Origin of the sequence: Pedobacter sp. CAN_A7 (assembly GCF_015752175.1) — a bacterium.
Lineage (GTDB): Bacteria > Bacteroidota > Bacteroidia > Sphingobacteriales > Sphingobacteriaceae > Pedobacter.
The window spans coordinates 269,423-284,690 of the sequence record NZ_JADOUW010000002.1; the positions used below are offsets into that span (position 1 = coordinate 269,423).

General features: G+C 38.1%; 10 protein-coding genes. 9 read left to right on the forward strand and 1 reads right to left on the reverse strand.

The genetic code is table 11. From position 1 onward, the window contains the following. The first annotated feature begins 12 nt into the window (after positions 1 to 12). From IWX76_RS07390 to IWX76_RS07430, 9 genes are all read left to right on the forward strand, one after another. Complete coding sequence (locus IWX76_RS07390; RefSeq protein WP_196859270.1) at positions 13 to 1,497, forward strand: SusD/RagB family nutrient-binding outer membrane lipoprotein; 1,485 nt, start codon at positions 13 to 15, stop codon at positions 1,495 to 1,497. 242 nt (positions 1,498 to 1,739) lie between these two features. Then, entirely contained in the window at positions 1,740 to 4,751 is a 3,012-nt protein-coding gene (locus IWX76_RS07395) for a SusC/RagA family TonB-linked outer membrane protein (RefSeq protein ID WP_196859271.1), read from the forward strand. Between the two features lie 10 nt (positions 4,752 to 4,761). Next, a complete protein-coding gene (locus IWX76_RS07400) occupies positions 4,762 to 6,123 on the forward strand; it encodes a RagB/SusD family nutrient uptake outer membrane protein (RefSeq protein WP_196859272.1) in 1,362 nt (453 codons plus the stop codon). Positions 6,124 to 6,567: 444 nt separating this feature from the next. Continuing rightward, positions 6,568 to 9,738, forward strand: coding sequence for a SusC/RagA family TonB-linked outer membrane protein (locus IWX76_RS07405; protein WP_196859273.1), 3,171 nt, complete (start codon positions 6,568 to 6,570; stop codon positions 9,736 to 9,738). Between the two features lie 77 nt (positions 9,739 to 9,815). Continuing rightward, entirely contained in the window at positions 9,816 to 11,294 is a 1,479-nt protein-coding gene (locus IWX76_RS07410; RefSeq protein ID WP_196859274.1) for a SusD/RagB family nutrient-binding outer membrane lipoprotein, read from the forward strand. A gap of 112 nt (positions 11,295 to 11,406) precedes the next feature. Further along, on the forward strand, positions 11,407 to 12,045 hold the full coding sequence (locus IWX76_RS07415; protein ID WP_196859275.1) for a hypothetical protein: 639 nt from the start codon (positions 11,407 to 11,409) through the stop codon (positions 12,043 to 12,045). Positions 12,046 to 12,332: 287 nt separating this feature from the next. Further along, positions 12,333 to 13,217 (forward strand): TraB/GumN family protein, encoded by an 885-nt coding sequence (locus IWX76_RS07420; protein WP_196859276.1) that lies wholly within the window; start codon positions 12,333 to 12,335, stop codon positions 13,215 to 13,217. Between the two features lie 37 nt (positions 13,218 to 13,254). Beyond that, entirely contained in the window at positions 13,255 to 13,761 is a 507-nt protein-coding gene (locus tag IWX76_RS07425) for an RNA polymerase sigma factor (protein ID WP_196859277.1), read from the forward strand. Continuing rightward, positions 13,751 to 14,353, forward strand: coding sequence for a hypothetical protein (locus IWX76_RS07430; RefSeq protein ID WP_196859278.1), 603 nt, complete (start codon positions 13,751 to 13,753; stop codon positions 14,351 to 14,353). Before IWX76_RS07425 ends, IWX76_RS07430 begins: the two co-directional genes overlap by 11 nt. Here IWX76_RS07430 and IWX76_RS07435 read toward each other — a convergent pair. After that, positions 14,328 to 15,245 (reverse strand): S66 peptidase family protein, encoded by a 918-nt coding sequence (locus tag IWX76_RS07435; RefSeq protein ID WP_196859279.1) that lies wholly within the window; start codon positions 15,243 to 15,245, stop codon positions 14,328 to 14,330. The two genes, IWX76_RS07430 and IWX76_RS07435, sit on opposite strands and share 26 nt — an antisense overlap. Between the last annotated feature and the right edge of the window lie 23 nt (positions 15,246 to 15,268).

Genomic DNA, 15,268 nt, shown 5'->3' on the forward strand with positions numbered 1-15,268 from the left:
ACTCAAATCAATATGAGAACAACTAAAATATTTAACCCTAAAAATTTACTGCTCCTGGTGCTAGTCGGAACGATTGGTCTAACAGGCTGTAAGAAATTTTTAGATATTAACGAAAACCCTAACAACCCTGATAACGCTTCGCCAACTTTGCTTTTACCAACGGTACAAGCAGCGGTAGGACAGCTGGTAGGAAACAGTTTCCAGGTATACGGAAACATTTGGGGCCAGTACTGGACGCAAAGTCCGAACAGCTCACAATACAGAACCATCGATCAATATAATGTAACCAATACATCATTTGATCGTCCTTGGTTAACTTTATACCGTTCAGCTTTGATTAACGCAGAGTTGATCATCAATACTAAAGGTACAAGCTTAGAGCACACCAGGGGTATGGCTTATATTTTGAAAGCCTACTCTTTCCAATTGGCTACAGATGCTTTTGGCGATATTCCATTGACAGAAGCCTTAAAAGGAAACGAATTTGGTCAGCCGAAATATGAGTCTCAAGCTTTGGTTTACGACAGTCTATTTAGCTATATCGACAAAGGAACCGTTTTATTAAACACGGCCAATTCATCTTCACCCGGCGAACAGGACATGATGTTTAAAGGAGATATTAACCAATGGAAAGCATTTGCAAATACGTTGAAACTGAGAGCCTACTTAAGGATTGCTAAAGTTGATCCGGCAAAAGCAGAAGCAGGTATTGCAGCATTATATGCAACAAACCCAATATTTCTTAGCAGCGATGCAGCGATGAAATACTCTACTACTGGAGGAAATGAAAATCCATTGTACAATGAAATGGCAAGTCCAACTTTGGGTAAAACACAAAATTTGGTAGCAAGTTCTACTGCAGTTGATGCCTTTACCAAAAACAATGATAAAAGAGTAAGTAAGTTCTATGACCTTGTAGAAGGTCAGAATGCACTAAATTCAATTGCTCAAGGCACCTATGGTCAAAGTGGGGTAGAGAAAATTGTATCGATTCCTTCCTCATTGGTAGGTGGTAATGCAAATAGCGGTGCTTCTGCAACGGCTCCTGTAAAATTGATCTCTGTAGCAGAAAGTTTCTTCCTTCAGGCAGAAGCAGTAGCCAGAGGATGGGCTGCAGGTGATGTGAATGCATTAGTTGCACAAGGTGTAACCGCAAGTTTCGTGGCTACTGGTTTATCAGCTGCTGATGCTTCGGCTTATTATGCTGCTGCACCTGACGCAAAACCAGCTTTAGACCTGGCTTTAACTACAGAAGCAAAAGTAAAGGTGATTATTACCCAGAAGTACTTTGCGATGTGTGGTTTCCAAGGTTTCGAAGCCTGGACAGAATACAGAAGAACAGGTTATCCTGACTTCCTGGTTACTTCTGCCGCTTCGGTTATTGGCGCAAACAGATTACCTGAAAGGTTATTGTATCCAAACAGTGAAGCAACATCTAACTTAAGTTTCCCAGGAAACGTTGCGATCTATACACCTATGTGGTGGGCTAACAACTAAGTAAAGTTTTTAGAAATAAAAAAACCGTATGGCCCATTAAAGGCCATACGGTTTTTTTTGTGTTCAGTTTTTTAAATTTACGGGTAGATATCGCAAAATAATAGTTTGTGTTGCAATAAATTGTGCATATACAAACAAAACATAGTTTTGTTTGTATATTTTATAAAAAAAGTTAGGATTTTTTGGAATGATAAATTAAACGAATATCTTAGGCAATTATTACTCAACTAATTTAAAAATTCATGAAAAAACTTCTACAAAGTTTGTTTTTTCTTTTGTTTGTCGCTAGTGTAGCGATGGCTCAAGAAAGGACGATTACTGGAACAGTTACAGGACAAGAAGATGGCTTGCCATTGCCAGGTGTTTCTGTTAAAGTAAAAGGTACTAACATCGGAACAATCAGTGGTGCTGATGGAAAATTTTCTGTCCGCATTCCAGGTGATGCTTCACAAACACTTCAGTTTTCATCTATTGGCTATGTATCGGCAGAAAGACCAGCCACATCGACAATGATTAACTTGGCTTTAAATGCCGATGCTAAACAATTAGGTGATGTAGTTATTGTAGGTTACGGAACTCAAAGTACAAGAACCGTTACCACTTCAATTGCGAGAATTTCTGGAGAGGAAATTAAAAACCAACCAGTGCCTAACGTTGCTCAAGCATTACAAGGGCGTTTAGCTGGTGTACAGGTAACTTCTGGCGGTGGCCGTCCAGGTTCTCCAATTCAAATTAATGTACGTGGACGATCGTCAATTCAAGCTGGTAATGATCCATTGTACGTTGTAGATGGTGTAATATTACCTTCTAACAGTACTGCGACACCTGTTACAACTGGAGCAGGTGTATCAGCTCTAGCTAATTTAAATAGCGAGGATATTGCTTCCATCCAAGTATTAAAAGATGCTTCCGCAGCTGCGATTTATGGTTCAAGAGGATCAAATGGGGTAGTTATTATCACAACAAAAAAGGGAACTGCAGGTGGTAAATCTGTTGTAAACTTTAATGCTTATAATGGTTTTCAAGATTTTTCTGGTACTAAAGATTTTCTTGATGCTTCTTCATACAGACAAATGTACAATGAAGCTCTTGTTAATAGTACGCCATCATTACCTGCAAAATTTACTCAAGCTCAAATCGATAATCCAGAGGCAAATGTTAATTGGCTAGATGAGGTACAACGTTCAAAATCTCTGGTACAAAATGTTCAATTGTCGATCGCTTCAGGTGGAAATGCAAAAACTCAATTTTATACTTCCCTGAATTATTTCAATCAAGATTCGAAATTGCTTAATGGCTCATTCAAAAGATATGCAATTCGTTTAAATGTTGATCACCAAGTGAATGACTTCTTGAAAGTTGGAAGTAATATAGCGATATCCAAATCTGATCGTGCAGAAACACCTGTTGATAACAGTATCTTTTCTCCATTTCCAAGAGCTTTAATCGCTCGTCCAGATCAGCCGATCTACAATGAAGATGGAACATTTGCATCCAATGATTTCAATAATCCAGTACATATGTTTCAATCGAAAAACTTTGTCGGATTAGCAAATATTTTCAATTCTACCTATGCAGAAGTGAAAATATTGCCTGAATTAAAATTCAAATCGTCAGTAGGTATTGACTACAGCTACCTTGATCAGAGAACTTTTGATCCATCAACTTCTCTATCTGGAAGAGGATCAAATGGAGCAGCAAGCAGTGGTTATGTGCAGACACAAAATTACTTGGCAACTCAGAATTTGTCGTATTTAAAGAACTTTATCGATGATAAACTAACAGTTGATGCGACATTGGTTTATGAATTTCAATGGAACAATAGGGACAACAACCGTGTAGACGGACAGAATTTCCCTTCTGATAAAACGCCATATTTAACCTCAGCTGCTAAAATTGTAGGTGGAACATCTGCATTTACAAACTATAGAGTAGAATCTTACCTTGGACGTTTGAACCTAGCCTGGGAAAATAAATATTTATTAGGTGGATCCATTAGAAGAGACGGTTCAACTAAGTTCCCTACAAAAGGTCGATTCGGCTACTTTCCATCAGTATCTGGAGGTTGGGTAGTGTCGGAAGAAGCATTCTTACAAGACAACAACATTATTTCTAACTTAAAGGTTAGATCAAGCTACGGCTTAACTGGTAACCAGGAAGGCATTGGTAACTTTTCATCTAGAAGATTGATTGGTACTGGTTTTAACTATGATGATCAGCCTGGGTTTGCATTGAATGCGATTGGTAGTCCTGACTTGAAGTGGGAATCGACTGCTCAATTTGATATTGGAGTAGATTTATCATTGTTTAAGAATAGAGTTAATGTAAGTGCAGATTTCTATAACAAGAAAACTTCTGATTTGTTAATCAACAGACCAATTCCTAATACAACAGGTTTTTCTACGATTCTTGAAAATGTTGGTTCGATGAATGGAAAAGGATGGGATTTTAACATTAGCAGTGACAACTTAGTTGGTGCTGTAACATGGACAACATCATTTAATATCTCTACTTATAAAAATGAAGTTACAGAATTGTTTAATAATCAACCAATTGATGGTTCATTCGTAACTCGTACAGCTGTAGGGCAGGCTTTAGGCTCTTTCTACACCATAAAATCTTTGGGAGTTGATAAAGCAACTGGAGATATGGTTTATGAAGATTTTAACGGAGACGGTAAAATTAGCAATGACGATAGACAATATCTTGCTACACCGCTTCCAAAATTTTATGGAGGCTTAAACAATAGCGTGTCCTACAAAGGATTTGATTTGGGTGTGTTATTCCAGTATTCATATGGAAATTACCTTTACAACTTATCTGCTGAAGGAACAGGCGGTAATGGAAGTTTAGGTGCGGCAGCAACGGCTACTGCAATTGCTACAAATGTTGATAGAGACGTATTTGAAGATAGATGGACACCTACAAACACAGATGCTAAATATCCTAGAGCAGTTGGTGGTGCAAGAGGAACTTATAATACACAGCGTTCTTCAAGATATCTAGAGGATGCAAGTTATATCCGATTAAAAAACATCAATTTTGGATATAACATTCCTAAAAACATAGTTAACAAGATGAAGTTGTCAAATGCAAAAATTTATGTGTCAGGACAAAATCTATTAACATTCACAAAATACACGGGCTTTGATCCGGAAGTATCATCTGAATTTACTGTTTCAAACACAGGTGTTGATCAAGGAGCAATTCCACAATTCAAAACAATCATGTTCGGTGTTAATGTTAGTTTATAAAAAGTATATAATGAAAAACAAAATATTATTAATTGCATTGGTTACGGCAGGTCTTATGACTTCATGCCAAAAGGAGTTAGATATTGATCCTACCGCTTCACTATCTCCTGAAACCGTAGGTGCTGCAGATGTGCAGAAACTAATGAATGGGGTATATGATGGCTTACAGGAAGGAAATACTAGTTATTTCTATTTGAGTTATGCTGTTGAAGATTTATCTGCTGACAACTTAGCTTATCGTGCAACATTTTTCCAAAATGGTGAAATCGATAATAATGCTATTTTACCTAGTAATGTATTAACACAGCGGTACTTTAATGCACCTTACGTTGTTATTCAGCGTGCAAATGATTTACTAGAGATTATTAACAGTTCGACTACAGTAGCTGAACCAGTAAAGAATGCGTTGATCACGCAAACATTGTTTTTGCGAGCATACGCCTATTACAAATTAGTTACACTATTTGGTGCGGTGCCAATTGTGGAAAACAGAGATGTAGTAAACGTACCACGTAATTCAGTTGATGAGGTTTATGCTAAAATCATCGCTGACCTAAATGCTAGTGTTGCTGCCGGTGGTATTGTTACAGGTAGTAAATTCGCTTCTGTGGAAGCATCAAAAGCTTTATTAGCACGGGTATATTTAATTAAAAAGGATTATGCTAATGCTAAGAAAAATGCTTTGGAAGTTATTGCAACTTCAAAGTATGCTTTGGCTAGTGATTATAAATCCATTTTTGCTCCACCCTATACTTCGTCAGAGCATATTTTTAAAGTAGAATTCACTTCTACTGAAGGGACTAATTCACTATCTTATTTTTTACAGCACCCATCCATGCCAGGTGGAGGCAGAGCTGAATTGCCTGTTGATGCATCTTTAGTTTCAGCTTATGAAGCTGGTGATACGAGGAAGGCGGGGTCAATGACACAAATTACTGCTCCACAGGCTAATCCAGGATGGTACGCGAATAAGTACCAGGATCCTGCAGGTGCTGCGGCACATCCTTACTATGTGCTTAGGATTTCTGAGATGTATCTAATTGCAGCTGAAGCACAATTCTTGACTTCTAATAGTTCTGTTGACGGAGAGGCTTTAACATTAATTAATAATGTGAGAACGAAAAGGGGCTTAGGAGCTTTAGCATCTTTAACCTTGCAAGACATTATTAAAGAGAGAAGAGTAGAATTTGCTTTCGAAAATCTGAGATGGATGGACATGAGAAGAACCCCTTCAGCAACGAACCCTTCGAAGTCTATGGCCACAGTTTATCTTGAGGCTAAAGGAAGAACGGTTAATGATGAAATTTATCCTATTCCACAAGGCGCTATTGATGTAAACGAATTGTTGAAACCAAATAATCCGGGTTACTAATACAAGTTGCTTATAAATAATGAAAGCTGACCATTTTAATGGTCAGCTTTTTTTGTTTTAAACAAATTCATAGTTAAAACAGCTTGTCAATTCAAAAGAAACACACATTGCGTGTGTTGCTTCTAGATTAAAGTTGATATAAATGTCTGATTATCCTGTATTCCAGTGGGAATTAAGATTTAAGTCTTCATAATTAGTATGAATAACCTTTATTTCAATAAAAAACTTAAAATTTTAAAAAATAAAATTCAATTACTGCTAGTAATACAAAAACTTGGCTAACGCTTGTTAAATCGCGGTTTATTGCTAGTAAACGCTTGTGTTTTTAGGCTCAAAATACTGTCTTTTCTCTTAACCAGCTTAAACTAAATGAAATAGACCATTGTGGTTTTCTTTTTTAAATTATACTTTAGAGTATTCAATTAAAAACTAAATCTAAAATTCATGAAAAAACTTCTACAAAGTTTGTTCGTGCTTTTGTTTTTCACAGTTTCTGTGATGGCACAAGAGCGGACGATCACAGGGACAGTTACTGACCAGGAAGATGGTTTACCATTACCCGGTGTTACTGTAAGAATCAAAGGTGCCTCAGGTGGCACGCAAACCAGCGCTGATGGTAAGTATATGCTTAGACTACCAGCAGGTGCTACTTCATTAGACTTCAGTTCCTTGGGTTATGTTACACAATCTAAAGTAATTGGAACAGCAAACACCATTAATGTTGCGTTAACTACCGATGCCCAGTCATTATCTGAAGTGGTGGTAACTGCATTAGGTGAGCGAAGAGAATCGAGATCATTAGGTTATGCTGCTACAGAGCTTAAAGGCGATGTACTAACCGTAGCAAAAAACACGGATGTAAGTACTGCTTTAGCCGGTAAAGTAGCCGGTGTTCAGTTAAACGGTTCTGCAAGTTCATCATTTGACAATGCATCCATCATTGTTCGTGGTATCAACGGTTTCTCCGTTGGATCACCTCTATTTATTGTAGACGGTACACCAACGGGACAGGAAAACGTGAACATGGACAACGTGGAAAGCTTAACCGTGTTAAAAGGTGCTGCTGCGACAGCTGTTTACGGTCAACGTGCTTACAATGGTGTGGTGATCATTACCAGTAAAAAAGGTTCTAAAAAAGGTGGAACTTCTATCGAAATCAATTCAGGTTTTTCTTTTGAAAAGGTAGGTTTATTACCAGATTATCAAAATGAATATGCTGGTGGTTACTCTGCCGATTGGAATGTATTTGAGTACGATCCTGCTGTACATCCAGCAAGTTTCGCGGCTTTCAATGGCCAAAAAATGTTAGACTATGGTGCTGATGCAAGTTTTGGTCCTAAAATAGACGGTTCATTATACCGTCCATATTACAGCTGGTATCCAGGTGAAGATTATGGAAAATTAGTTCCACTTACTGCTCAGCCTGATAACATTAAGCAGTTTTTACGTACAGGATCTTCAATCAACAATAGCATTGCTTTTGCAACCGGAGGTGATAATTATAATTTACGTGTAGGTTATACCAACCAGAGTAGAAGCTTAATTCAACAAAATGGTAATCGTGGAATGAATATTTTGAATGTTAACGGTTCATTTGACATCAGCAAGAGATTCACTGTTTCTACAGATTTTCAATTTTCAAAAGAAAGCAGAGTAGGTCAGCCATATGAAGAATATCGTAATGATGGACTAAACGTTGTTCAAGGTTTTAACCAATGGTTCCAACGTCAGTTAGACATGGACTACATGGAGAAAAACCAGGTATTAGCAGATGGAACTGTTACATCATGGAATATCTTAGGTCCGAATGGAACAGGCGAGTCTAGTGAAATTATCACGCCGCAATATTGGGACAATCCATTCTGGGTGGTAAACAACAACTACAGAACACAACGTAATAACCGTTTAGTAGGTAACGTTGGTTTAAAATATGACATTGGTCAAGGATTCGGCGTAAACGGTGCTGTTAGAGCAAACATCAACAATGAACTTGGTGATGAGCGTATGGCTACTGGTGGTTTACAATTAGATTACTTCAAAAACAGACAATGGACTGATAATGAGTTTAACTACGAATTGAACTTCACTTACAAAAAGACTTTTGGTGATTTATCAGTAAGTGCATTAGCTGCTGGTAACTTACGTCATGAAGTAAGAGAACGTTCTAACATGGCTACTGAAGGCGGATTAAGTTTCCCTAACTATTTCAACATTGGCGCTTCACTTTTACGTCCAACAGTTAGTAATACGTATTATGAGAAAGAAGTTCGAAGTGTATTCGGAAAAGTTTCATTAGGATACAAAAATTACTTGTACTTAGATGCTACAGCTAGAAATGACTGGTCGTCAGTTTTTGCGCCAGACTTAAACTCTTATTTCTATCCTTCAGTATCCTTATCATTTGTTGGATCAGAGTTTTTCTCTCCAGAACTTAGAGAAATTGTCTCTTTTGCGAAATTAAGAGCTGCTTATGCACAAGTAGGATCAGATGTTGATCCTTACCGTGTGAACTTACAATACAATACCTCACCAGCTTATGGTTCTAACCCATCACTGGCTCTTGGAAATGAATTTAGAGATGGAAGATTGGTTCCAGCTTTATCTGGTTCTTTTGAGTTAGGTGCTGAGGTTAAATTCTTAAACAATAGAATCGGATTAGATTTTGCATGGTTCCAGAATGAAAACAAAAACCAGATTTTACCAGTTACCCTTAACGGTGCAACCGGTTATACAAGTAGTTTAATTAATGCTGGTCTACTTACTAATACTGGTATCGAGTTAAGTTTATCTGCTTCCCCTATCCAAACAAAGAATGTATCATGGGACCTTACAGTTAACTTCAGTAAATCAAAAACAATTGTTAACAAAATAACCGATGCACAAACAAATGTTATTTATGATACATCAACTTTCTTTGGTAACACGCTAAATATGCGTGAAGGCGAAGAATGGGGTTATATATTAGGTCGTACTTATAACAGAGATGCTAGTGGTAATATCATTGTTGGCGCAAGTGGATTGCCAACTTCAACTGCAAATCAATTTATTGGATATCAACGTCCTGATTATAATGGTGGAGCATTCAGTTCATTAAGAGTGTTTAACTTTGATTTAGGTTTCTCATTAGACTTCCAAAAAGGTGGCTTATTTAATTCAACAACCCGCGCATTTAATATGGGTAGTGGATTATCTCAAGAAACAGTTGGTTTAAATGATAAAGGTATTGATTGGAGATTACCAGTATCTCAAGGTGGTGGTTACAAGTTCCCAGGTGTATTAGCTGACGGAACGCCAAACAACAGGTATGTGGAAGCCAGTGTTGCATTCTACAATGGTATGCAAAATGGATCTGGAGAGAACTTTATGATCGATGCATCTTACTTAAAACTAAGAGAAGTACGTTTAGGCTATAATGTTCCATCTAAATATTTGGAAACAAAAGCTAAATTCTTCAAAACCGTTAATATCGGTTTAGTTGTAGGTAATGCTTGGTTGATTTCAGCTCCAGGAAAAGAATACGGTGTAGATCCATCAGAGATGGAGAACTTCTGGGAAGAAGGTGGACAATTACCATCATCACGTACATATGGTCTTAATTTAAGAATTGGACTTTAATTAATTTGTAATTTTGAAGCTATTATATACTTGTAAAAGCGAAGATGAATAGCTTCATTACCTTAAATAATATACTAATGAAAAATATTAGAAAATATATATTTCTTGCGGTTGGTGTTACCATATTGGCATCAGGTTGCAAAAAATTAGAAGACTTTGGCGATACCAACGTTGACCAGACGCGGGTAGATAAAGCGGCAACTAAAGCGTTACTTACTTATGCGATGCAACGCACGCAGGTAACCAATGGTGGTTTGGTATTGAATTCAGATGGTGCAATTTATGCGCAATACCTATCAGAAGGCCCTTATTTAACAGTTTCTCCATTTAACAGCACAGGTGCGAGTTTAAACAGAACATACTGGAATCATTATTCAGAAATTTTAAAAAACCTGAATCAGGTGATTTTGTTCAATAATGCGGATGCACCAGAGGCTTCACCTGCTTCGAATGGCTCGAAAAGTAATCAACTTGCTGTGGCAAGGATTATGAAAGCCTATGTTTTTTGGAAAATGACAGATATGTGGGGTGATTTACCTTACGAGGAAGCCTTACAAGGAAGTGAAAACATTACTCCTGCATTTCAAAAGCAAGAATTAATTTATAAAGATTTGCTGAAAGAATTGACTGAAGCTGCTGCTCAAATTGATGGTGGTGCCGGACCTACTGGTGATATCATGTTTGGTGGTGATATGAACGAATGGAAAAAATTTGCGGCTACTCAAAGATTGCTGATGTCATTAAGGATGTCAAAAGTTTATCCTGCAGTTGGCGGTTTTGCTGCAACAGAATTTTCATCAGCGGTTGCTGCTGGGCCATTAGCGCCATCTGAAACCCTTCAATATTCTTTCCTGGGTGGTGATGCAAACAATTACAATCCTTGGTATAATAACTATTCGGTGAGTAATCGTAATGATTTTGCAATAAGCAAAACGATTGTTGATATTATGAAAGCGAATGGTACCGGAACAGATCCACGTTTACCTGTTTATGGTGAGCCATTAGCTAGTGGTCAGGTTGTAGGATTGACTTTTGGAATTCTGCTTCAAACAAATATTCCAAATCTTTATAGTGTGATTGGCGAAAGTTTAAGAGAAGCTGGTTCTCCGGCATACATCTTTACTGGTGCACAAGTTCAGTTTGCAATGGCTGAAGGAGCTAAAAGAGGATGGATTGGTGGAGGTGAGGCTGCTGCTAAAACTTTCTACGATGCTGGTATTGATGCATCTTTAGCACAATACGGCGTTGCTGATCCAACTTTTAAATCGGCTACAGGTATTGTATACAACCCAGCGACAGGTTATCAGCAAATTGCTACACAGCGTTACGTTGCCACTTATTTAGATGGATGGGAAGCTTGGGCTGAATTTAGAAGAACAGGTTACCCTGCCTTAGTGCCAGGAGCTAACTCTCAAAATGGAACAGTAGTTCCAAGAAGAGTTGGATATCCGGTAGCTGATGCTACGACTAACAAAGCCAATTACGAAGCGGCTATTGCACAACAAGGTTGGACTAATAATGGTATTAACAACCGTGTATGGTGGGATAAACCATAATCATCATTAACATATTAAGTGTAAAGACCTTTCCCTTAAAAGAAAGGTCTTTTTTTGCGTTGTGTTTTCCGTATATTCATCTGAATTAACCAAATTGATAACTATTGACGCTATGAAAAACATACTTGCCCTATTGGCTTTTTTAACTTTATCAGGCCCCAGCTTATTTGCACAATATACTTTGAAGGAAACCAATGGAAGGCCCATTGCAGAAGTGAAATATGAAAATTTGATTGGTGATGCAAACTTACATCCGCAGATGAAAAATGCAAGGGTGCGGTTTAAAAACGGCAAAAATGCGGTGATGCCCGTAAACATCGACTTAATATCCAAAACTGCGTTCTTTAGTGGTGAGAAAAACGAGAAATTAGGATTTGTTGATCAGGTAATTTCGATTGAGTTTTTAGACAGTCTTCCCGGCCAACCTTCCATAAAATTATACCACATTGATGGAGACTATTTCCATGTTCTGGCAGAGGGTAAGATTTCTTTGTATAAAAAAGTTTGGAAAGATATTTGGCAAGAGCGTGAATATAATGCGGCCTCAGTAAGTAAAACGGTGGTCGATAAGTCGGCCTATTTTATTTTGAATCCAACCAATACATTGGTACCTGTAAAAAACAATAAAAGTTTTATCACTGCATTACCTGATCAGAAACAAAAACTGGAACAATACGTTAAGACTGAAAAAATCAATTTCAAAACTGATGCTGATTTAAAAAAAGTGATTGATTATTATAACACTTTATAAGGAGCAAATAGCCATAGGTGCTTTATAGGATTTTGAGTTAAAGAAAGGCCTTTTGATGGGTGCTTATTGTCCATTAGTGTTATTTCATAAAAAAACCCGGGCCATTTACATGACCCGAGCTAAATCACACCAACGTAGTAGAACAAACGTAGTACTCCTTCCTACCAAAAAAGGAGCTTACTCAAATGTAAATCATCGCAAGTGCTGTTGTTTACGGGATCCCGTAAAAAAAAATATTGTGTAACGTTTTGTACATTTCGTCACTAATGGAGTAAATAAACATTAGCATGAGGAAAACACCGTTATTTAGCACCACCCACACGATTAAACAATTTTTAGTAGTCGCAGTACTTTTTTTTCAATTGCCTGTCTCGGCACAGCAAAAAAGCGAGGATGCCTTGCTTTGGAAGATTGAAGGAAACGGACTAAAAGAAGCTTCGTACCTTTTTGGTACGGTTCATATGATTTGTGAAGAGAATTTTGAAATGCCTGTTAAGGTATTGACTGCCCTTGACCAAACTGATCAAAGTTACCTGGAAATGAATATGGCAGCACCTGATTTCGCCCAGCAGGCACAAAAATACATGAAAAGTGAGAAACCGCTTTCTAGCGAAATGAGTAAGGAAGATTACGCCTACGTAGATTCTGTGGTCAATGCAAAACTTAGCTACAAACTTTCTGACCTGGGGGATCTAAAACCAGCGGTTTTGATGGCTTTTTTGATGCAGAAATCCTTTGCCTGCAAAGTATTAAGCTTTGAGGAAGAGATTATAAAATTGAGCAAAGCAGCCGGAAGAAGTATTGGTGGGCTATCCTCTGTGGAAGAGCAGTTTTCATTTCTGAATAAAATTTTTGAAGCTAAAGACATGAAAAATTATTTGAGCACTTACACCGATGCAGCCATTAAAAAAGTGACTCAAGAGATTATTGATGCCTATGCTAAAGAAGATTTGAAAACTATAGATAAGATTATGCTGGAATTTAACGCAACCAACCCCGAAGGTTATAACCAACTGTTACCGGTACGCAATCAATTGTGGGTATCGCGGATGCCTGAAATTATGGCTACAAAGTCTACTTTTTTTGGTGTAGGTTGCGGACATTTATCCGGAAAAGAAGGGCTTGTGAATTTGTTAAGGCAAAAAGGCTATCAGGTTACTCCGGTACGCTAAATACAATTTAAAATATAGAAACAAAGCATCAGCAGACATGCCCGAAGCAACAGAACAAGAGTTTTTAAACTTAGTTAACGCAAATAAAGGAATTATACATAAAATCACGAAAATGTATATGGACACCAGCGAAGACCAGAAAGACCTTTTCCAGGAAGTTGTACTTCAGCTGTGGAAGGCCTACCCTGGTTTCAAAGGCAATAGCAAGTTTTCTACCTGGATGTATCGCGTTGCCTTAAATACAGCCCTGGTTTTTCTAAGAAAGGAATCAAGGAAAGTAGGTCAAACGGAGCTTGATGAAAATATTGATGTGGCAGACTCGGGCGACAACGAAGAGAAGGAGGAGCGCCTAATTATTTTGTATAAAGCAGTTCAGGAGCTTAATAAAATTGAGAAAGCATTGATCTTCCTGTTCCTGGAAAACCAGTCGCACCGAGAAATTGCGCAAAACCTGGGTATTACAGAAGGTAATGCACGTGTTAAACTCAATCGGACTAAAGAAAAATTACAATCCATTATAAAAAAGAACGGTTATGAATTTTGATCAACTAAAAGATGACTGGAACAGCGCTAAAGCGCCTTCGGCAAACATATCGCCCGAACTATTGAAAATTAAAGAGGCGCATACCCCTATTGATACGATTCGTAAGAAAATGAAGGGGGAGTTTAACTATCAATTGGTCGGCATGTTTATTATTGCATTGTGCCCATTTACGTTCCATTTCCCGCCAAAGATTATCCCTGTCTTTGTGGCATTTTATTCCATCATGTGTGGCTTTACGGCGTATTATTTTTATAAATTTTACACTTTCTATAAAAATGGATATGATTTAAGTCTGGATAGCAGAAAAAACCTGTTGTGGTTCTACTATGAAATGAAAATGAATGTAGAATTATACAAAGCCCTGAGTTACATTCTCGTTTTTATTGCCATAGCGTTTATAGGTATTGCTTTTCTGATGGTTTCTAAAGATAATTTGCCCGGTATCCGCCAGTTTTCAATACCGGTTATTATTGTCGTATGTTTTTCAGTGGTTTTGATCATGGGACTGGCTACTGAACTTTTCGTAAAGTATTATTACGGAAAGCACCTGGCACAGATTAAAACCATTATTGATGCCCTTGATGACGAATAAGAAATTGAACATGCCCATCGTGTCCAACGTTTAAGGATACGGGTTCACCTAATACCATGGCCCTATTGTCGTCGATATGCCCCGTAGGGAAGTTAAAACATACCGGATAGCTGTATTCTTTAACCGCATCCCAGATAACTTCTTCAGGGCTTTGTCCAAAGGGAATCTTTTCTTCGGAGATTTCATTAAAGGCACCAACGATCATGCCCTTTAGGTGTGACAGTTTTCCACTGCGTTTCAACATACGCATCATACGGTCAATGGAGGCTTCGCTTTCACCCACGTCTTCCAGAAACAGGATTTTATCTGTATAATCCATTTCAGAAAGGGAGCCTTGCATCATGACAAGCAGGGTAAGGTTGCCGCCAATCAAAACTCCTTCGGTTTGGCCAGCACGGTTGGCAAAGGTACTGGAGTATTGGTATTGTAAAGGTTCGCCAAATAAAGCCCTGCGTAAAGACTCCAGCGATTCAGGGGTGCCATCTTCAAAAGTATAGGGCATCTGAGCATGGATACTCTGCATTTCCAGGGTTTGGAACAGGTGTGAAAGTAACACGGTGATGTCGCTGAAGCCTACAAACCATTTAGGGCTATCCTGAAAAGTGGTGAAATCAAGTTCATCGATAATGCGGATGGTACCATAACCACCACGTGCCGCCACGATAGCTTTAATGGATGGATCGTCTAAATACTGCTGGATATCGCGGGTGCGCAATTCGTCATCACCAGCAAACTGGTGATGGTCTGCATACACACTTTCGCCAATGACTACTTCCAGTCCCCATTGTTTGAACAACGCTACCGCATAGTCTATTCGTTTCGGTAATTTCTTTGCTGGAGAAACAATGGCAATTTTGTCGTTCTTTTTTAAATAGGGTGGCTGTTTAATCATTGGTAAAACTGTTATCTTTGGGC